Source organism: Streptomyces sp. NPDC008092, assembly GCF_042957285.1.
Taxonomy (GTDB): Bacteria; Actinomycetota; Actinomycetes; order Streptomycetales; family Streptomycetaceae; genus Streptomyces.
In genome coordinates this window covers 304,641-326,764 of record NZ_JBIBHY010000014.1, presented here as the reverse complement: position 1 = coordinate 326,764, position 22,124 = coordinate 304,641, and the positions used below count along the sequence as shown (strand labels likewise).

The window sequence follows — 22,124 nt, the reverse complement described above, 5'->3', positions numbered from 1 at the left end:
CCCGGATGCGTATCGAAGATGTGTGGCCGCTCTCTCCGCTCCAGGAAGGGTTGCTGTTCCACGCTCAGTACGACGAGCAGGCCCGGGACGTGTACGTGGAGCAGTTTGTCACCGACCTGGCCGCCCCGCTGGACACCGGGGTGCTGCGGGCGTCGTGGGAGGCACTGCTGAACCGGCACGCCAGCCTGCGCGCGAGCTTCCAGCAACCACCGGGGATGCAGCAGGTCGTCCAGGTGGTGGTCCGGGGTGCCACCCTGCCCTGGCGCGAGGTCGACCTCTCCGGGCTGCCCGCGGCGGAGGGCCGGGCGGAGGCGGCCCGGCTCAAGGAGGCCGAGCACGGGCGCCGATTCGATCCGGCGGTGCCGCCGCTGCTGCGGTTGCTGCTGCTGAAGCTGGACGACGCGCACTACGAGATGGTCCTGACGATGCACCACATTCTCATGGACGGCTGGTCGTTGCCGGTGCTGTTCGGCGAGCTGTCCGAGCTGTACGCGGCGGGTGGCGACGTGACCGTCCTGCCACCGGTGACGCCGTACCGGGAGTACCTCGCGTGGCTGGGCCGTCAGGACAAGGACGCCGCGCGGGAGGCATGGCGGAGGGCGCTCGCGGGAGTGGGCGAGCCGACTCTGGTCGGCCCGTCGGATCGTGGCGCGGAACCTGGTGTACCCGCACACGCGACGGTGCCGGTCGGCACAGAACTGGCAGGCAAATTAAGGGAGTTCGCACGGCAACACGGGCTGACTCCGAACACCGTGGTGCAGGGCATGTGGGGTGTGCTGGTCGGGACGCTGACCGGGCGCAGTGATGTGGTGTTCGGCGCGGTGGTGGCAGGGCGTCCCGCGGATCTGCCTGGTGTGGAGCGGATGCTGGGGCTGTTCATCAACACGGTGCCGGTGCGGGTACGACTGGACCCGTACCGTACGGTCGCCCAGCTGCTGACCGAACTCCAGGCCCAGCAGGCCGAGCTCTTCGACCACCAGCACCTCGGGCTCGCCGAGATCCAGCGACTTGCGGGACCCGGCGGAACCTTCGACTCCCTCGTCGTCTACCAGAACTATCCGATGCCGGCCCAGGGGGACCTCGTCCAGTCCGGTGGCCTGCAGATCACCGGTTCGTCCAGCTCGGACACCGCCCACTACCCGTTGATCCTCGGGGTCGTTCCCGGCGACCGGATGGAGTTGCGTTTCGACTTCCACGTTGATGTGTTCGATGTGGTGGGGGTGCGGGGGTTGGGGGAGCGGTTGGTGGGGTTGTTGGAGCGGGTGGTTGTTGATCCTGGGGTGTTGGTGGGTCGGCTTGATGTGTTGGGGGAGGGGGAGCGGGAGGTTGTGCTTCGGGGGTGGAATGACACGGGTCGGCCGGTGGTGGGGTTGGGGTTGCCGGGGTTGTTTGCGGAGCAGGTGGGGCGGACGCCGGGTGCGGTGGCGGTGGCGGGTGGTGATGGGGCCGCTTGGACGTATGGGGAGTTGGATGAGCGGTCGGACCGGGTGGCGCACTGGCTGAGCAGTCGGGGTGTGGGTGTGGAGGGCCGGGTGGGTGTGGTGATGGGCCGGTCGGCCGATCTGATCGCGGTACTCCTCGGTGTGGTGAAGGTAGGGGCCGCTTACGTGCCTCTGGATGCGGGGCATCCGGTGGAGCGGTTGCGTGGGGTGGTGGCGGAGGCGGGGGTGTCGGTGGTGGTGGCCGACCGTTCCATCGACGGTCTGGACACGGTCCTTACGGATGAGGTGTTCGAGGCGGAGCCGGTGAACCCGGGTGTGACCGTGCTTCCGGAGAGCTTGGCGTATGTGATGTATACGTCGGGGTCGTCGGGTGTGCCGAAGGGTGTTGCGGTCACGCATGCCAACGTCGCGGCGTTCGTCGCGGACGGGTGCTGGCGTGATGATGTGGCTGAGCGGGTGCTGGTGCAGGCGAATCATGCGTTCGATGCGTCGACGTATGAGCTGTGGGTGGCGTTGGTGCGGGGTGGTCGGCTGGTGCTGCTGCCCGAGGGTGAGCTGGACGCGGGGGTGCGGGGTGGTGTCATCGCGCGGCAGGGTGTGACGAATGTGCATGCGACGGCGGGGTTGTTCCGGGTGCTGGCGGAGGAGTCCCCGGAGATCTTCGCGGGCGTGCGGGAGGTTTCCACGGGCGGCGATGTGGTGTCCGCTGCCGCGATCCGCACCCTGCTCGCAGCTCACCCCGGTCTGACGGTGCGTACGACGTACGGTCCGACGGAGGCGACCGCGTTCACGACCCAGTTGGCTTTCGTGTCTGGTGACGTAGTCCCGGATGTGGTGCCGATCGGTCGTCCGATGGACAACTCGCGGGCGTATGTGCTGGACGAGTTCCTGCACCCGGTCGCCCCCGGGGTGACGGGCGAGCTGTATATCGCCGGTGCCGGTCTGGCGCGCGGGTATGACAGCCGGGCCGGGCTGACGGCGGAGCGGTTCGTGGCGTGCCCGTTCGGCGGTTCCGCGGGCAGGATGTATCGCACGGGTGACCTGGCCCGCTGGACCCGCGAGGGTCTGCTGGTGTTCGCGGGGCGGGCGGATGACCAGGTGAAGATCCGTGGGTTCCGGATCGAACCCGGCGAGGTCGAAGCCGTCCTGGCCGCGCACCAGGACGTCGCCCAGGCAGCCGTCATAGCGCGTGAGGATCAGCCGGGCACGAAGCGCCTGGTCGCCTACGTCGTTGCCGAGGCCTTCGACGCGGGCGCGCTGCGGGTGTATGTCGAGGGCAGGCTTCCCGACTACATGGTGCCGTCCGCGTTCGTGTCGCTGGACGCTCTGCCGATCACAGCGAACGGGAAGCTGGACCGCGCAGCCCTGCCCGCCCCGGACCTGGCCGGCATCGTCGGGCGCGGTCCCGCGTCACCGTTGGAGGAGGTGCTGTGCGGGCTGTTCGGCGAGGTTCTGGGACGCGACTGGGTCGGTGCGGAGGACTCGTTCTTCGAACTCGGCGGTGACTCACTCCTTGCGATGCGGTTGATCGCCCGCATCAGGGCGGTGCTGAATGCCGAAGTCGGCGTACGGCAACTGTTCGGCGCACCCACCGTGGCAGGACTCACTCGGCTGGTCGAGGACGGCCGATCCGACGTGAGGGCCGGGATCGTGGCACGCGAACGTCCCGACGTTCTCCCGCTGTCCTTCGGCCAGCAGCGCATGTGGTTCCTCAACCGGCTCGAAGAGCAGGGAACCGGGGCGGGATACAACGTGCCCCTGACCCTGAAACTGACCGGTGAACTGGATCTGGCCGTGCTGGAGGCGGCGCTCGCGGACGTGGCAGACAGACACGAGTCGCTGCGTACCGTCTATTCGGAGTACGACGGGCTCCCCCAGCAGCACATCCTGCAGGGCCCCGCAGGGCACCCTCGCGTCCTGGCGCGCCCGGTGACCGCGGACGGGCTGTCCGACGCGGTGGCCGAGGGCGTCGCTCGGCGTTTCGATCTGGCTCGTGACCTCCCCTGGCGGATCGAGCTGCTGGCCCTGTCACGGACCGAACATGTGCTGGTGCTGGTGGCGCATCACATCGCGGTGGACGGATGGTCGATGGGTGTCATCGCCCGCGACATTCAGACCGCGTACGCGGCCCGGCATGCCGGATCGGTGCCGGCGTGGTCGCCGTTGCCGGTGCAGTACGCGGACTACGCGCTGTGGCAGCGGGAGGTGCTGGGCGAACTCGATGATCCCGGGAGTCTACTGAGCGCCCAACTTGGCTACTGGCGTACGGCACTTGCCGGCCTACCGGAAGAACTCACGCTCCCGGTCGACAGGCTGCGGCCCGCCGTCTCGTCCTTCCAGGGCGGTTCACTGCCGGTACGGCTCGACGCCCACACGCACGCACGTCTGGTGAATGCGGCCCAACAGGGCTCGGCAACCATGTTCATGGTCGTCCAGGCGGCGCTTGCCATGCTGCTCGCCAGGCTTGGCGCGGGCACCGACATCCCCGTCGGAACCACCGTCGCCGGCCGCGGCGACAGTGCGCTCGACGAGTTGGCCGGGTTCTTCGTGAACACGCTGGTGCTGCGGACGGACGTCAGCGGTGATCCGACCTTCGCGGAGCTGCTGACCCGGGTGCGGGAGACCGATCTCGCCGCTTACACCCATCAGGACCTGCCGTTCGAACGGCTGGTGGACGAGCTGAACCCAGTACGCTCCCTCTCCCGGAACCCTCTGTTCCAGGTCATGCTCGTCCTGCAGAACCTTCCCCAGGTTCAGGCGGCTTGGGAGTTGCCCGCGCTGCACGTAGAGCCGTACGGCGTTGGCGACGCAGTCGCCGCCCGTGTCGATCTGAGTATCAGTTTTGCCGAGCACCGTGACGGCCGTGGTTCTCCCGCCGGCATGGACGGCGAACTTCAGTACGCCACCGATCTGTTCGATGCTTCGACGGCTGGGGTGTTGGCGGGGCGGTTGGTGCGGGTGTTGGAGCAGGTGGCTGTGGATCCGTTGTTGCGGGTGAGTGGTGTGGATGTGCTGGATGGGGTGGAGGAGTATGCGGTTGTTGAGGGGTGGAATGACACGGGTCGGCCGGTGGTGGGGTTGGGGTTGCCGGGGTTGTTCGCGGAGCAGGTGGGGCGGACTCCGGATGCAGTGGCGGTGGTGGACGGTGATGGGGCCGCTTGGACGTATGGGGAGTTGGATGAGCGGTCGGACCGGGTGGCGCACTGGCTGAGCAGCCGGGGTGTGGGCCTGGAGGATCGGGTGGGTGTGGTGATGGGCCGGTCGGCCGATCTGATCGCGGTACTCCTCGGTGTGGTGAAGGTAGGGGCCGCCTACGTACCTCTTGACGCAGGGCATCCGGTGGAGCGGTTGTGGGGTGTGGTGGCGGAGGCGGGGGTGTCGGTGGTGGTGGCCGACCGTTCCGTGGACGGCTTGGACACGGTCCTTACGGATGAGGTGTTCGGGGCGGAGCCGCTGAATCCGGGCGTCCTCGTGTCTCCGGAGAATCTGGCGTATGTGATGTATACGTCGGGGTCGTCGGGTGTGCCGAAGGGCGTCGCGGTCACGCACGCCAACGTCGCGGCGTTCGTCGCGGACGGATGCTGGCGCGACGACGCGACTGCGCGCGTACTCGTACAGGCGAATCATGCGTTCGATGCGTCGACGTACGAGCTGTGGGTGGCGCTGGTGCGGGGTGGTCGGCTGGTGCTGCTGCCCGAGGGCGAGCTGGACGCCGGGATACGGGGCGGCGTCATCGCGCGGCAGGGTGTGACGAATGTGCATGCGACGGCGGGGTTGTTCCGGGTGCTGGCGGAGGAGTCCCCGGAGATCTTCGCGGGCGTGCGGGAGGTTTCCACGGGCGGCGATGTGGTGTCCGCTGCCGCGATCCGCACCCTGCTCGAAGCTCACCCCGGTCTGACGGTGCGTACGACGTACGGTCCGACAGAGGCGACCGCGTTCACGACCCAGTTGGGGTTCGTGTCTGGTGATGTGGTGCCGGATGTGGTGCCGATCGGGCGTCCAATGGACAACACGCGGGCCTATGTGCTGGACGAATTCCTGCGCCCCGTGGCGCCCGGTGTAGTGGGTGAGTTGTATGTCGCGGGTGCTGGTCTGGCGCGCGGTTACGACGATCGGCCTGGACTGACAGGCGAACGGTTCGTTGCCTGCCCGTTCCCCGGTGCCGGGGAGCGCATGTACCGGACGGGCGACCTGGCGCGCTGGACCCGTGAGGGTCTGCTGGTGTTCGCGGGGCGGGCAGACGACCAGGTGAAGATCCGCGGGTTCCGGATCGAACCCGGCGAGGTCGAAGCCGTTGTGGCGGCGCACGAGGGAGTGGCGCAGGTTGCGGTCGTCGCGCGTGAGGATCAGCCGGGCACGAAACGTCTGGTCGCCTACGTCGTCGCCGCACACGAGGCCTTCGACGCAGGCATGCTGCGGGAGTACGTCACCGACCGGCTCCCCGACTACATGGTGCCGTCCGCGTTCCTGGCACTGGACGCTCTGCCGGTCACCGTGAACGGGAAGCTGGACCGCGCCGCCCTGCCCGCCCCGGAGTTCACCGGCGGTGAAGGCCGTACCTCCCGGAACCAGACGGAGGAGGTCCTGTGCGGGCTGTTCGCCGAGGTGCTGGGGCTGGGGGCGGAACAGGTCGGCGTCGAGGACTCGTTCTTCGACCTTGGCGGTGATTCGCTGCTGGCGATGCGACTGGTCGCCAGGACCCGCTCGATTCTGGAAGCGGAGGTCAGCATCGCGGAGTTGTTCGGTGCGCCGACGGTGGCGGGGCTGGCCCGGCTGGTGGAGAGCGGGCGGGGTGTGGCGCGGGCCGGGATCGTGGTGCGGGAGCGTCCTGAGGTGCTGCCGTTGTCGTTCGGCCAGCAGCGCATGTGGTTCCTCAACCGGCTCGAAGAAGCGGACGCGGGCGCCGCCTACAACGTGGCGTTGGCGTTGCGGTTGGTCGGTGAGCTGGATGTGGCCGCGTTGGAAGCGGCGTTGGGGGATGTGGCGGGGCGGCACGAGACGTTGCGGACTGTCTTTCCCGAGACGGATGGTGTGCCTCGGCAGGTGGTGCTGGTGGGGGATGCCGGGCGGGTGCCGTTGGTGGTTCGGCGTGTGGCGGCGGAAGATCTTCGGGATCGGGTGGCCGGGATTGCCGGGGCTGGTTTCGATCTGAGGCGTGAGCTGCCCTGGCGTACGGAGTTGCTGACGGTGTCGGCCACGGAGCATGTACTGGTGCTGGTGGCGCATCACATCGCCGTCGACGGCGAGTCGATGACCGTACTCGCTCGCGATCTGCGTACTGGATTTGAGGCGCGTCTGCATGGCTCGGCGCCGGCCTGGTCGCCGTTGCCGGTGCAGTATGCGGACTACGCGTTGTGGCAGCGGGAGGTCCTCGGCGACCTCGACGATCCCGACAGTCTGATCAGTTCGCAACTCGGCTACTGGCGCGTGGCGTTGACCGAACTGCCTGCGGAACTGAACCTTCCGGCCGACCGGCCCCGGCCCGCCGTCCCGTCCTTCGAAGGCGGGTTGGTCCCGCTGGAGCTGGGTGCGGAGGCGCACATCGGGTTGGCTGCTGCGGCCCGGGCGGGTTCGGCGACGATGTTCATGGTGGTGCAGGCGGCGTTGGCGATGCTGCTGGCGCGGCTCGGTGCGGGCACCGACATCCCGGTCGGCACCGCCGTGGCCGGCCGCGGTGACGACTCGCTCGACGATCTGGCGGGGTTCTTCGTGAACACGCTGGTGCTGCGGACGGATGTGAGCGGTGATCCGAGCTTCGAGGAAGTGCTGGCCCGGGTCCGGGACACGGACCTGGCCGCCTACGCGCACCAGGACCTGCCGTTCGAGCGCCTCGTCGAGGACCTGAACCCTGCCCGGTCACTGTCCCGGCACCCGCTCTTCCAGATCATGCTGGCTGTGCAGAGCGACGCCCGGGCGGACGCCACTTGGGAGCTGCCTGGACTCCAGGTGCAGCCCGTACCGGCCGACACGTCGGTGGTGAGCCGCTTCGACCTGTCCGTCGGGTTGAACGAGCTGCGTGATGACCAGGGCACCCCCGCAGGACTCCGAGGGACCATCCAGTACGCCACCGAGCTGTTTGACCAGACCACTGTCAGTGACCTCGCCGCGCGGCTGCAGCGGGTGCTTGAACAGGTGTCCGCGGATCCCTCGGTGCGGGTCGGCCGTCTGGAAGTACTGGAATCCGCCGAGCAGCGTCGAGTTACCGAAGGCTGGAATGACACTGCTCGGCCGGTGATGGGGTTGGGATTGCCGGGATTGTTCGCGGAGCAGGTGGGGCGGGTTCCGGATGCAGTGGCGGTGGTGGACGGTGACGGGGCCGCTTGGACGTATGGGGAGTTGGACGAGCGGTCGGACCGGGTGGCGCACTGGCTGAGCAGCCGGGGTGTGGGCCTGGAGGATCGGGTGGGTGTGGTGATGGGCCGGTCGGCCGATCTGGTTGCGGTGCTGCTGGGTGTGGTGAAGGCGGGGGCCGCTTACGTGCCTCTGGACGCGGGGCATCCGGTGGAGCGGTTGCGGGGTGTGGTGGCGGAGGCCGGGGTGTCCGTGGTGCTGGCCGACCGCTCCCTGGACGGCTTGGACACGGTCCTTACGGATGAGGTGTTCGAGGCGGAGCCACTGAACCCGGGTGTGACCGTGTCTCCATCGAGCTTGGCGTATGTGATGTATACGTCGGGGTCGTCGGGTGTGCCGAAGGGTGTTGCGGTCACGCATGCCAACGTCGCGGCGTTCGTGGCGGACGGGTGCTGGCGTGATGATGTGGCTGAGCGGGTGCTGGTGCAGGCGAATCATGCGTTCGATGCGTCGACGTATGAGCTGTGGGTGGCGTTGGTGCGTGGTGGGCGGCTGGTGCTGCTGCCCGAGGGCGAGCTGGACGCCGGGATACGAGGCGGCGTCATTGCCCGGCACAGCGTGACGAATGTGCATGCGACCGCGGGGTTGTTCCGGGTGCTGGCGGAGGAGTCCCCGGAGATCTTCGCGGGCGTGCGGGAGGTCTCCACGGGCGGCGATGTGGTGTCCGCCGCCGCGATCCGCACCCTCCTCGAAGCTCACCCTGGTCTGACGGTGCGTACGACGTACGGTCCGACAGAGGCGACCGCGTTCACGACCCAGTTGGCTTATGCGTCTGGTGACGTAGTCCCGGATGTGGTGCCGATCGGGCGTCCGATGGACAACACGCGGGCCTATGTGCTGGACGAGTTCCTGCACCCGGTCGCCCCCGGGGTGACGGGTGAGCTGTTTATCGCGGGTGCCGGGCTGGCACGCGGGTACGACGATCGGCCTGGACTGACGGCGGAGCGGTTCGTCGCCTGCCCGTTCCCCGGCGCCGGGGAACGCATGTATCGCACGGGTGACCTGGCCCGCTGGACCCGCGACGGCCAGCTCATGTTCGCAGGTCGTGTAGACGACCAGGTGAAGATCCGCGGTTTCCGGATCGAACCCGGCGAGGTCGAAGCCGTCCTGGCCGCACACCAGGACGTCGCCCAGGCAGCCGTCATCGCTCGCGAGGACCAGCCGGGCACGAAACGTCTGGTCGCCTACGTCGTCGCCGAACACGAGAGCTTCGATGCCGTCGCTCTGCGGGAGTACGTCACCGACCGGCTCCCCGACTACATGGTGCCGTCCGCGTTCCTGGCGCTGGACGCTCTGCCGGTCACCGTGAACGGGAAGCTGGACCGCGCCGCCCTGCCCGCCCCGGAGTTCACCGCCGGCACAGGCCGAGACGCGGAGACTCCGCTGGAGGAGTTGCTGTGCGGTCTGTTCGCCGAAGTGCTGGGGCAGGAGCGGGTGGGTGCGGAGGACTCCTTCTTCGAACTCGGCGGCGACTCGCTGCTCGCGATCAGGCTGATCGCCAGGATCCGCTCCGAACTGGACGCCGAGGTCAACATCCGGGAGTTGTTCGGTGCGCCCACGGTGGCGGGGCTGGCCCGGCTGGTGGAGAGCGGGCGGGGCACGGCGCGGGCCGGCATCGTGGTGCGGGAGCGTCCCGAGGTGCTGCCGCTGTCGTTCGGCCAGCAGCGCATGTGGTTCCTCAACCGGCTCGAAGAAGCCGACGCGGGCGCCGCCTACAACGTGTCCACGTCCGTCCGCGTGACCGGTGAACTCGACGTCAGGGCCTTTGAGTCGGCGTTGGGCGATGTCGCCGAACGGCACGAGACGCTGCGTACTCTCTTCCCCGAGACGGACGGCGTGCCCCGGCAGCGGATCCTGGACGGCCCCGAGGCCCGCCCGAGGCTGCTTGTGCGGGAGGCGGTTGTCTCCGCCGATCTTCCCGCACTGATCGCCGAGGCAGGCGCCCGGCGGTTCGACCTGGCCGGCGGCCTGCCGTGGCGGGTGGAGTTGCTGACCGTGTCCGCCACCGAACACGTGCTGGTGCTGGTGGCGCATCACATCGCCGTGGACGGGTGGTCCATGGCCGTGCTCACCCGGGACCTGTGGGAGGCGTACCGGGCCCGGCACGCCGGTTCGGTGCCGGAGTGGTCGCCGTTGCCGGTGCAGTACGCGGACTACGCGCTGTGGCAGCGCGAGGTCCTCGGCGACCTCGACGATCCCGGCAGCCTGATCAGCTCCCAGCTCGGCCACTGGCGCACCGCGCTTGACGGTCTGCCGGAGGAACTCGAACTCCCGGTCGATCGGGCACGGCCCGCGGCCGGCTCCTTCCGGGGCCGCGCCGTCCAGGTCCAGGTCGGCGCGGAGGTGCACGCCGGGCTCGCGGAAATCGCGGAGCGGGAGGGCGCCACGCTCTTCATGGTGGTGCAGGCGGCGTTGGCGTTGCTGCTGGCGCGGCTGGGTGCGGGCACCGACATCCCGGTCGGTACCGCGACCGCGGGGCGTGGTGACGACGTGCTCGACGATCTGGCGGGGTTCTTCGTGAACACGCTGGTGCTGCGGACGGACGTGAGCGGTGATCCGACGTTCGTGGAGCTGCTGGGCCGGGTGCGGGAGGCGGATCTGGCGGCGTACGCCCATCAGGACGTGCCCTTCGAACTCCTGGTGGACGAGCTGAACCCGGCCCGGTCGCTGGCACGCCATCCGCTGTTCCAGATCATGCTGATCCTGCAGAACCTGCCGCGCACCCAGAACCCGTGGGACGTGCCGGGCCTGAGTATCGAGCCGATGCCCGTCGACGAGGACGTGGCGGCCCGGTTCGACCTCTCGGTGAATCTCACGGAGCGGCGGGACGGGCGGGGTGTGCCTGCGGGGATCGTGGGGAGTGTGCAGTTTGCGGTTGATCTGTTCGATGAGTCGACCGTGGTGGCTTTGGTGGGTCGTCTGGTGCGGGTGCTGGAGCGGGTGGCGGCTGATCCGGGGGTGCGGATCGGTGAGGTAGATGTGCTGGGTGAGGGTGAGCGGCGGGTGTTGGTCGAGGGGTGGAGTGGGTCTGTGCGGCCGGTGGCGGCTTCGACGCTGCCGGAGTTGTTCGGTGCGCAGGTGGGTCGTACGTCTGATGAGCCTGCTCTGGTCGGGGATGGAGTGGTGCTGACGTATGGGGAGTTGGAGGAGCGGTCGAATCGGGTGGCGCACTGGTTGACGGGGCGGGGGGTCGGTCCGGAGGACCGGGTCGGCGTCCTGATGGAGCGGTCGGTGGATCTCGTCGTGGCGTTGCTGGGCATCGTGAAGGCAGGAGCCGCCTACATCCCCCTGGACCCGAACTACCCCGCGGAGCGGATCGGGTTCGTCCTGGCCGATGCCGAGCCTGCGCTGGTGCTGTGCACGGTCAGTACCGCAGGTCTACTCGTGGCCGGTGCCGGTGCCGGTGCCGGTGCCGGTGCCGATGTCGGTGTGGGCGTCGGTGCAGGTGCAGGTGCAGGTGTCGAGCGGGTGGTGTGGGACGAGGCGGGGACCTTGGCGGAGGTCGCCCGGTGTCCCGCGGTGGCGCCGGTGGTCGCGCTGAGCCCCGCGCACCCGGCCTACGTGATCTACACCTCCGGCTCGACCGGCACGCCCAAGGGCGTCGTCGTCACCCACGCCGGTCTCGCCGCCCTCTCCCGCTGCCAGACCGACCGGTTCGGCACCGGGCCGGGAGCCCGGGTCCTGCAGTTCGCCGCGCTGGGCTTCGACGCCTCTGTGTGGGAGCTGGTGATGGCCCTGACCTCCGGCGCGGCCCTCGTCACCGCGCCCGCCGACCGGATGCCGCCCCACGGCCCGCTGGAGGACCTGCTCGCGGACTACGGCGTCACGCACGTCACCCTCCCGCCCTCCGTGCTCGCGGGCACCACGCGGCTGCCCGCCTCCGTGCGGACGGTCGTCGTCGCCGGAGAGGCCTGCCCTCCGTCCCTGGTGGCGGCCTGGTCGGAACGCGTGGACCTCGTCAACGCCTACGGCCCGACCGAGACGACGATCTGCGCGACCATGACGGACCCGCTGACGCCCGAGCCGGAGCGGAGCACGGTACCGATCGGACGAGCCGTGTGGAACAGCCGGGCGTTCGTGCTGGACGAGTTCCTGCACCCGGTCGCCCCCGGGGTGACGGGCGAGTTGTACGTCGCCGGAGCGGGGCTCGCGCGCGGCTATGCGGGCCGGGCCGCGCTGACGGCGGAGCGGTTCGTCGCCTGTCCCTTCCCCGGCGCCGGGGAGCGCATGTACCGCACGGGCGACCTGGCCCGCTGGACCCGCGACGGTCAGCTCATGTTCGCGGGGCGGGCGGATGACCAGGTGAAGATCCGCGGTTTCCGGATCGAACCCGGCGAGGTCGAGGCCGTCCTGGCCGCACACCGGGACGTCGCCCAGGCAGCCGTCATCGCGCGTGAGGACCAGCCGGGCACCAAACGCCTGGTCGCCTATGTCGTCCCGGCCGGCCCGGAGACGGACCCGGATGCCCTGCGGGAGTACGTCACCGACCGGCTGCCCGACTACATGGTGCCGTCCGCGTTCGTGACGCTGGACGCCCTGCCGGTCACCGCGAACGGGAAGCTGGACCGCGCCGCCCTGCCCGTCCCCGAGGTCGCCGGCGGTGACGGCCGCGGGCCCGCCACCGGGACCGAAGAAATCATGTGCGGGCTGTTCGAGGCGGTGCTGGGGCTGGAACGGGTGGGTGCGGAGGTCTCGTTCTTCGATCTCGGCGGTGACTCGCTGCTGGCGATGCGGCTCATCGCGTCGATCCGCTCGGCGTTCGAGACCGAGATCACCATCCGGGAGTTGTTCGGTGCGCCGACGGTGGCGGGGCTGGCTCGGTTGGTGGAGAGCGGGCGGGGTGTGGCGCGGGCCGGCATCGTGGTGCGGGAGCGTCCTGAGGTGCTGCCGTTGTCGTTCGGCCAGCAGCGCATGTGGTTCCTCAACCGGCTCGAAGAAGCCGACGCGGGTGCCGCCTACAACGTGGCGTTGGCGTTGCGGTTGGTCGGTGAGTTGGATGTGGCCGCGTTGGAGGCGGCGTTGGGGGATGTGGCGGGGCGGCACGAGACGTTGCGCACCGTCTTCCCGACGACGGACGGTGTTCCCCGGCAGGAGGTCCGTGGCAGCGGGCCGGTGCTCGTCGTGCGCGACGTCGCTGGGGCGGACCTGTCCGGCACTCTCGCCGGTGCGGCGGGCCGGCGCTTCGACCTGTCCTGCGAACTTCCGTTGTACACCGAGTTGTTGAGGGTGTCGGCCGGGGAGCATGTGCTGGTGCTGGTGGCGCATCACATCGCGGTGGACGGCTGGTCGATGGGTGTGCTGGCCCGTGATCTGCGGACGGCTTATGCGGCGCGGCATGCCGGTTCGGTGCCGGGGTGGTCGCCGTTGCCGGTGCAGTATGCGGACTACGCGTTGTGGCAGCGGGAGGTCCTCGGCGACCTGGACGATCCCGAGAGCCTGATCAGCTCCCAACTCGACTACTGGCGTGCGGCGTTGGCTGATCTACCCGCGGAACTCATGCTCCCGGTCGATCGGCCCCGGCCCGCCGTCCCGTCCTTCGAGGGTGCCTCCGTCCCCGTGGAGATCGACCGCGCTTCCCATGTCGGGCTGACCGAGGCCGCGCAGCGGGGCTCGGCGACGATGTTCATGGTGGTGCAGGCGGCGTTGGCGATGCTGCTGGCGCGGCTGGGTGCGGGTACCGACATCCCGGTGGGTACCGCGACCGCCGGGCGTGGCGACGAGTCGCTCGACGATCTGGCGGGGTTCTTCGTGAACACGCTGGTGCTGCGGACGGACGTGAGCGGTGATCCGAGCTTCGAGGAACTGCTCGACCGGGTCCGGGACTCGGACCTGGCCGCTTACGCGCACCAGGACCTGCCGTTCGAGCGCATCGTCGAGGACCTGAACCCTGCCCGGTCACTGTCCCGGCACCCGCTCTTCCAGATCATGCTGGTCCTGCAGAACCTCCCTCAGGAGGGCGGATCCTGGGACCTTCCCGAACTGGACGTCCGGCCGGTGCCGACGGACGACGGCGCCGGTACCGGCGCCCGCTTCGACCTGTCCCTGACGCTCGCCGAGCGGCGCGACGAGCACGGCGCCCCCGACGGCGTCTCAGGCGGACTGCTGTACGCCACGGACCTGTTCGACGCCTCGACCGCCGAAGCCCTCGCGGCCCGCCTGTCCCGGGTACTGCAGCAGGTGGCCGCCGACCCGGCGCTGCGGATCAGCCACCTCGACGTCCTCGACGAGGCGGAGCAGCGTACGGTCGTCGCGGACTGGAACGACACGGCGTACCCCGTCCCGGCGGCGACCCTGCCGGAGCTGTTCACCGCCCGGGCGGCGCGGACCCCGGACGCGGTGGCGCTGATCGGCGCCGCCGACGGGACGTCACTGACGTACGCCGAACTCGACGCGCGGTCCGACCGGGTGGCGCGCTGGCTCGTGGAGCGCGGAGCCGGGCCGGAGAGCCGGGTCGGAGTGGTGATGGACCGCTCGGCCGACCTCGTGGTGGCCCTGCTCGGCATCACGAAGGCCGGCGCGGCCTACGTCCCGGTGGACCCGTCGTACCCGGGCGATCGGGTCGGCCGGATCCTGGCCGGAGCGGCCCCCGGGATCGTGCTGTGCGCTCGGGACACGGTGGACCTGCTGTCCGGCTGGGACGGCCCGCACGTCGTGTGGGACGACCCCGCGGTCGTGGCCGAGGTCGCGGCCTGCGCCGGGCCGGCTCCGCGGGCCGCGCTGTCGGCGCGGTCGACGGCGTACGTGATGTTCACCTCCGGGTCGACGGGGGAGCCGAAGGGCATCGTCACCACCCACGGCGGTGTCGTGGGGCTGGTGCTGGACCGGGGCTGGCCGGTGGGCGAGGGCGACCGGGTGCTGATGCACGCGCCGCACGCCTTCGACGCGTCGACGTACGAGGTGTGGGTGCCGCTCGTGCACGGTGGCGCGATCGTGGTCGCCGCGCCCGGGGCCGTGGACGGCCGGGCCCTGGCCGGGCTCGTACAGGCGCACCGGCTGACGGCCGTCCACGTGACGGCGGGGCTGTTCGGCGTCCTGGCGGAGGAGTCGGCCGAGTCGCTGACCGGGCTGACCGAGGTGCTCACCGGCGGTGACGTGGTGCCGGCGGGCTCGGTGGCGCGCGTGCGCGAGGCGGCGCCGGGGCTGCGGGTGCGGCATCTGTACGGGCCGACGGAGGCCACGCTGTGCGCGACGACGTACGTCGTGGAGCCCGGCGCCGACGCCCCCGCGGTGCTGCCGATCGGCTCGCCGATGGACAACACGCGGACCTATGTGCTGGACGAGTTCCTGCGCCCGGTCGCCCCCGGGGTGACGGGGGAGCTGTACCTCGCGGGTTCCGGACTGGCCCGGGGCTACGACGACCGGGCCGCGCTGACGGCGGAGCGGTTCGTCGCCTGTCCGTTCGGCGGTGCCGGGGAGCGCATGTACCGGACGGGAGACCTGGCGCGCTGGACCCGGGAGGGGGAGCTGGTGTTCGCCGGGCGGGCGGACGACCAGGTGAAGATCCGGGGGTTCCGGATCGAGCCGGGCGAGGTCGAGGCGGTGCTGGCCGGGCACGAGAGCGTGGGCCAGGTCGCGGTGATCGCGCGCGAGGACCGGCCGGGCACCAGGCGGCTGGTCGCCTACGTCGTCGCCGCGGACGGGATTCCGGACCCCGACGTCCTGCGCGAGCATGTCGCCGGGCGGCTGCCGGACTACATGGTGCCGTCCGCGTTCGTGACGCTGGACGCCCTGCCGGTCACCGTGCACGGGAAGCTGGACCGGGCCGCCCTGCCCGCCCCGGAGTCCACCGGTGGCGAGGGGCGCGCACCCGCCACCGCGACGGAGGAAGCCCTGTGCGGGATCCTCGCCGAAGTGCTGGGGCGGGAAGAGGTCGGCGCCGACGGTTCGTTCTTCGAGCTGGGCGGTGACTCGCTGCTCGCGATGCGGCTCATCGCCAGGATCCGCTCCGCGCTGGGTGCCGAGATCACCATCAGGGACGTGTTCGGCGCGCCGACCGCGGCCGCGCTGGCCCGGCTGCTGGAGGGCAGGCGGGACGACGTCCGCGCGGACCTCGTCGCACGCGAGCGTCCCGGGGTGGTGCCGCTGTCGTTCGGCCAGCAGCGGATGTGGTTCCTGAACCGGATGGAGGAGGCCGGTGCGGGAGCCGGCTACAACGTGCCGTTGGCGTTGCGGTTGGTCGGTGAGTTGGATGTGGCCGCGTTGGAGGCGGCGTTGGGGGATGTGGCGGGGCGGCACGAGACGTTGCGGACTGTTTTTCCGATGACGGACGGTGTTCCCCGGCAGGAGGTCCGTGGCAGCGGGCCGGTGCTCGTCGTGCGCGATGTCGCTGGGGCGGATGTGTCCGGGGCTCTCGCCGGTGCGGCGGGCCGGCGTTTCGATCTGTCCCGTGAACTTCCGTTGCACATGGAGTTGTTGAGGGTGTCGGCCGGGGAGCATGTGCTGGTGCTGGTGGCGCATCACATTGCGGTGGACGGCTGGTCGATGGGTGTGCTGGCCCGTGATCTGCGGACGGCTTATGCGGCGCGGCATGCCGGTTCGGTGCCGGGGTGGTCGCCGTTGCCGGTGCAGTATGCGGACTACGCGTTGTGGCAGCGGGAGGTCCTCGGCGACCTGGACGATCCCGGCAGTCTGATCAGTTCCCAACTCGGTTACTGGCGTGCGGCGTTGGCCGGTCTGCCCGAGGAACTCACGCTCCCGGCTGACCGGCCCCGGCCGGCGCTCTCCTCCTTCGAGGGCGCGGACGTACCGCTGCGGCTCGGCGCACCCGCCCACGCCGCTCTGGCGAAGCTGGCCCGGGACAGGTCGGCCACGCTGTTCATGGTGGTGCAGGCCGCGTTGGCGATGCTGCTGACGCGGCTTGGTGCGGGCACCGACATCCCGGTCGGCACCGCCGTGGCCGGCCGCGGTGACAGCGCGGTGGAGCAGCTGGCCGGGTTCTTCAGCAACACCCTGGTGCTGCGGACGGACGTGAGCGGTGACCCGAGCTTCGAGGAACTGCTCGACCGGGTCCGGGACACGGACCTGGCCGCCTACGCGCACCAGGACCTGCCGTTCGAACGGCTCGTGGACGACCTCGGCCGGGTGCGCTCGCTCGCCCGGCAGCCGCTCTTCCAGATCATGCTGGCCGTGCACTCCGGCGGCCCGGCCCAGGACCCGGCATGGCGCCTGCCCGGCCTCACGGTGGAGCAGGTGGACGCGGAGCACTCGGTGGCCGCCCGCTTCGACCTGTCGGTCACCCTGGGCGAGCTGCGCGACGGCGACGGCGCTCCGGACGGCATCGCGGGCTCACTGCAGTACGCCAAGGACCTGTTCGACGGGCGGACCGCCGAGTCCCTGGCCGGCCGGCTGGTCGCGGTGCTGGAGGCGGTCGCCGCCGATCCGCGGGTACGGGTCGGCGACCTCGACGTCATCGGGCCCGCCGAGCAGCGCACGGTGCTGGAGGAATGGAACGACACCGGGCACCCGCTGTCCGCCGCCACCCTCCCCGAACTGTTCGAGCGGCAGGTCGCCCGCACCCCCGACGCCGTCGCGATCGCCGCCCCGGACATCACCCTGACGTACGCGGAGACGGACGCGCTGGCCAACCGGGTCGCGCACTGGCTGATCGGCCGGGGCACCGGCCCCGACGACCGGGTCGCGGTGGTGATGGACCGCTCCGCCGACCTGCTGGTGGTGCTGCTGGGCGTGGTGAAGGCGGGGGCCGCGTACGTGCCGATCGACCCGGCGCATCCCGCCGAGCGCATCGCCTTCACCCTCGCCGACGTACGGCCCGCCCTCGTGCTCGGCACCAGCGCGACCCGGCAGGTCCTGCCGGCCGGCTGCCGGGCCGTGGTGTGGGAGGACGCCGTCGCCGAGATGGCGCTCGGCGCGGCGACCGCGCCGCGCGACGCGGACCGCACGGCGGCCCTGCGCCCCGGACACCTGGCCTACGTGATGTACACGTCCGGGTCGACCGGCACACCCAAGGGCGTCTCGGTCACCCATCGCAACGTCGTCAGCTTCGTCGAGGACCGCAACTGGCGTCCGGAGGTCGCCGAACGGGTTCTGGTGCAGGCCAACCACGCCTTCGACGCCTCGACATACGAGATATGGGTGACCCTGGCACGGGGCGGCCGCCTGGTCGTGCTGCCCGCGGGGGACGCCGACGCGGCCGCGCGCGGCCGGCTGATCGCCGCGCACCGGGTCACGAACGTCCATGCCACCGCGGGGTTGTTCAGGACCCTCGCCGAGGAGGCGCCCCGGATGTTCGCCGGGGTCCGCGAGGTGTCGACCGGAGGCGACGTCGTCTCCGCCGCCGCGATCCGGACGCTGCTGCGGGACCATCCCGGGCTCACCGTCCGCACCACCTACGGACCCACCGAGACCACGGCGTTCACCACCCAGCGCGCGTACACCGCAGGCGACACCGTCCCGGCGAACGTGCCGATCGGCCGGCCGATGGACAACAGCCGGACCTTCGTCCTCGACGAGTTCCTGCACCCCCTGCCGCCCGGGTCGGTCGGCGAGCTGTACGTGGCCGGCGCGGGGCTCGCCCGCGGCTATGCCGGCCGGTCCGGTCTGACGGCCGAGCGGTTCGTCGCCTGCCCGTTCCCCGGCGCCGGGGAACGCATGTACCGGACGGGCGACCTGGCGCGCTGGACCAGGGAGGGAGAGCTGGTGTTCGCGGGCCGGGCGGACGACCAGGTGAAGATCCGGGGGTTCCGGATCGAGCCGGGCGAGGTCGAGGCGGTGCTGGCCGGGCACGACGGCACACGCCAGGTCGCCGTGGCCGTGCACGAGGACCGGGCGGGCACCAGGCGCCTGGTCGCCTACGCCGTCCCCGGCGGCCCGGACCTGACCGCCGACTCGCTGCGGGCGTACGCGGCGCGCACGCTGCCCGACTACATGGTGCCGTCCGCCGTGGTGCTGCTGGAACGGCTGCCCGTCACCGCCAACGGCAAGCTGGACCGGGCCGCCCTGCCCGTCCCCGACCTCGGCGGCCCGGCGGCCGGCGGGGACCCGCGCACGCCGCTCGAAGCGGTCCTGTGCGGGCTGTTCGCCGGGATCCTGGGCCGGGACCGGGTCGGCACCGAGGAGTCGTTCTTCGACCTCGGCGGTGACTCGCTGCTGGCGATGCGGCTCGTCGAGCGGATTCGTACGGTGCTCGGCGCGGAGATCAGCATCCGGGACCTGTTCGCCGGGCCCACGATTGCCGCACTGGTCGCGGTGCTCGACCGGGATCCGGCGGCCACCGGCGACTACGACACCCTGCTGCCGCTGCGGACCGGCGGGGACCGTCCCCCGCTGTTCTGTCTGCATTCCGGTGGCGGCCTCGGCTGGCACTACGCACCCCTCGTCAACCATCTGCCGGCCGGATATCCGATATACGGCCTGCAGGCGCGCGGTCTGACCGGATATGCGGAACTGCCGGGAAGCATCGAGGAAATGGCGGCCGATTACGCCGCCCAGATCCGCTCCGTACAACCGGAAGGCCCCTACCATCTCCTGGGCTGGTCTTTCGGCGGGGTACTCGCGCACGCGGTCGCGGTACGGCTGCAGGACGAGGGTGCCACGGTCGGCCTCCTGGCCATTCTGGACGGATATCCCAACCGGGAGCTGAAGGCCGAGGAGATACGGATCCCGGAGCACGGGGACGGGCTATCCGCGGGATTCGGCGGACCGCTGCCGACCGGCGGGCCCGTGCAGCTCATCGACGGCCGGGTGCGGGACGACGGTACCGGCGAGACCCTGCCGGATCCGGCCGACGGCACGGAGAGCGCCGAGCGGCTGACGGCCGTCCGGAGGGTCGAGGAGAACAACCTGCGGCTGCTGCGCGACCACACGCCCGGCGTCTATGACGGGGACGCACTCCTTTTCGTGGCCGCGCAGGGGCGCCCGGAACTGCTGTCCGCGGAAGAGGCACCGGAATTCTGGCGGCCCTATATCCGGGGCACTGTCGAGACGCACCCGGTGGAGTCCGATCACCGCCGGATGATAACCGCGGAACCACTAGCCGGAATCGCCCACCTGGTTTTGGCCGAGCTGGAACGCGGGAGTTCGTGATACCTCGCCGAAACCCTGCGGTCCGTAGCCTCACATCGAGCGTCATGGCGACGGCAGCGCCCGTTCGCTGAAGAAGTCACCAGGAACCTCCCGTAGAAACGGAGAACGACATGCAGGGTGCTCACGGCCATGATGGCCCGGACAGCAGGCGGACCCGTCGCACGCGGCGCGGGATACGCCTGGGCGCCTCCTTCGCCGGGGTGACGGCCATGGTGCTGTTCGCCGGCGCCTGCTCCGACGGCGGCTCCGGCAGCGACACGGGCGCGGGCGGCGGGGCGTCGGCGACGACCCAGGGCAAGAGCACGCTCGCCTACGCCCAGTGCATGCGCAAGAACGGTGTGGCGAACTTCCCGGACCCCAACGCCCAGGGGCTCATCGACATCAACGGCAACAACGTCGACATGCAGTCGGCGCAGGCCCAGGCCGCCGACAAGAAGTGCAAGTCGCTCCTGCCCGCCGGCGGCGGCGGTTCGGCCTCCCAGGGGGTGCGCGACGCGTCACTGGCGTACGCCAAGTGCATGCGGAAGAACGGCGTCCCGAAGTTCCCGGACCCCAACGCCGACGGCGGCCTGGACATCAACGCCGAGACCCTCGGCGTCGACCCCAACGGCGAGATCTACGCGAAGGCCGACAAGATCTGCCAGCCCATCCTGGAGAAGGCGGCGGGCGGCAACAAGAAGGAAGTCCAGAGCGGGGCACCCGGCCAGTGACGTACCCGGCCGGAGCGTCGCACCCGCTGGCCCCCCCCCCCGGGGGGCGCCCGGGCGGCCCGCCCCCGGGCCCCGGGGCCGCCCCCGCGGGCGCCCGCCCGCCCCCCGGGGGGGGCGGCCACAACAACTTTGTTCCGCGCGGGGGGCCCCCGCGCCTTGTCCCGCCCGGGGCGGCCCCCCCCCCCCCCCCCCCCCCCGGGGGGGGCCCGGGGGCCCCCCGCTCCCCGGGGCCGGCGGCCGTCCGCCGTGGACGCCGTCCGGCCCGCGGTGGTGGGCGGGTCACCGGGGAGGTGCGGGCGCGCCGGCCTGTTGTGCCGGGCGGTGCCGGGGGAGCGGCGGGGGTCCGGCCACGGCCGGCAGGGTGACCGTGACGGTGAGGCCGCCCTCGGGGTGTGCGGCGGTGGTGAGTTCGGCGTCGTGGGCGGCGGCGATCGCCCGGACGATGGACAGGCCGAGCCCGAGTCCCTCACGGCGCCCGGTACGGGCGGCGGTGAGCCGCTCGAACGGCTGGTAGAGCCGCTCGACGGCGTCCGGCGGCACCACCGGTCCGGTGTTGGAGACGGTGAGGACGGCACGGCCCTCCGACGTACCGGTGGTGACCTCCACCGTGCCGTCGGGGACGTTGTAGCGGATCGCGTTGTCCACGAGATTGACCACGAGACGCTCGGCGAGCGGCCGGTGGCCTGCCGCCCGGGCGGCGGAGAACGACGTCCGGAGCCGCACGGCCCTGGAGCCCGCCTCGGCCCTGCGGGCGTCGACCACCTCGTGGGCGAGCCGTCCGAGGTCGAAGGGCCGGCGGACCTCGATGCCCGTATGGCCGCGGGTCAGCGTGAGCAGTGCCTCGATGAGCCGCTCCTGCTCGGCACCGGCCACCAGGATCCGTTCGTGGGCCGCGCGCAGCGACTCCACCGTCGCCCCGGGGTCGGCGAGCGCGACCTGCCCCAGCGTCCGCTGCCGGGCGAGCGGAGTCCGCAGTTCGTGGGACGCGTTGGCGACGAACTGCCGCTGGGCCCGGAACGCGGCCTCCAGCCTGCCGAGCAGATCGTCGAAGGTGTCGCCGAGCTGTTTCAGCTCGTCGTCCGGGCCGTCCAGGGCCAGGCGCTCGTGCAGACTGGTCGCCGAGATGTTCCGCGCGGCGACCGTGATGGTGCGCAGCGGCCGCAGGATGCGTCCCGAGACCAGCCAGCCCAGCGCGATCGACACCACGGCCATGAGGGCCAGCGCTATCCCCGAGTTGACGAGCAGTTCGTGCATCATCGTGCTGTTCTGCTGGGCCAGCGCCCGCTGCGCGCGCTCCGAGAGCTGGTCCATGGCGACCGCCGCGCCCTCCGGGGGCTGGCCCGTCCCCAGCGCGCCGGTACCGCCGCCCACGGCCGGTGAGGGCAGGCCGCCGGAGGTGCTGCTCTGCGGGCCGTCGCCCCATACGGAGCTCTGCACGAGGGCGTACGTCATCGCCAGCAGCGTGGCACCCGAGGCGAGGAACAGCGCGCCGTACAGGAGGGTCAGTCTCGCCCGGACCGTACGGCGGGACGGATGGGGCAGGGCGAAGCGTCCGGCGAGCCGGGCGAGAACCGACAAG

At 71.1% G+C, this 22,124-nt stretch carries 3 protein-coding genes; 2 read left to right on the top strand and 1 reads right to left on the bottom strand.

Going from position 1 to position 22,124, the window contains the following annotated elements; genetic code table 11:
* Window positions 1-5 precede the first annotated feature (5 nt).
* Both ACFZB3_RS38180 and ACFZB3_RS38175 read left to right on the top strand, forming a co-directional pair.
* On the top strand, window positions 6-19,835 hold the full coding sequence (locus ACFZB3_RS38180; protein ID WP_391384592.1) for a non-ribosomal peptide synthase/polyketide synthase: 19,830 nt from the start codon (window positions 6-8) through the stop codon (window positions 19,833-19,835).
* A 110-nt stretch (window positions 19,836-19,945) separates the two neighbouring features.
* Window positions 19,946-20,545: a hypothetical protein gene (locus tag ACFZB3_RS38175; RefSeq protein WP_391384587.1), complete on the top strand. Its 600-nt coding sequence runs from the start codon at window positions 19,946-19,948 to the stop codon at window positions 20,543-20,545.
* Window positions 20,546-20,824: 279 nt separating this feature from the next.
* Here the strand turns inward: ACFZB3_RS38175 and ACFZB3_RS38170 are convergent, their stop codons facing one another.
* Window positions 20,825-22,123 (bottom strand): ATP-binding protein, encoded by a 1,299-nt coding sequence (locus ACFZB3_RS38170; protein WP_391384584.1) that lies wholly within the window; start codon window positions 22,121-22,123, stop codon window positions 20,825-20,827.
* Window position 22,124: the final 1 nt, after the last annotated feature.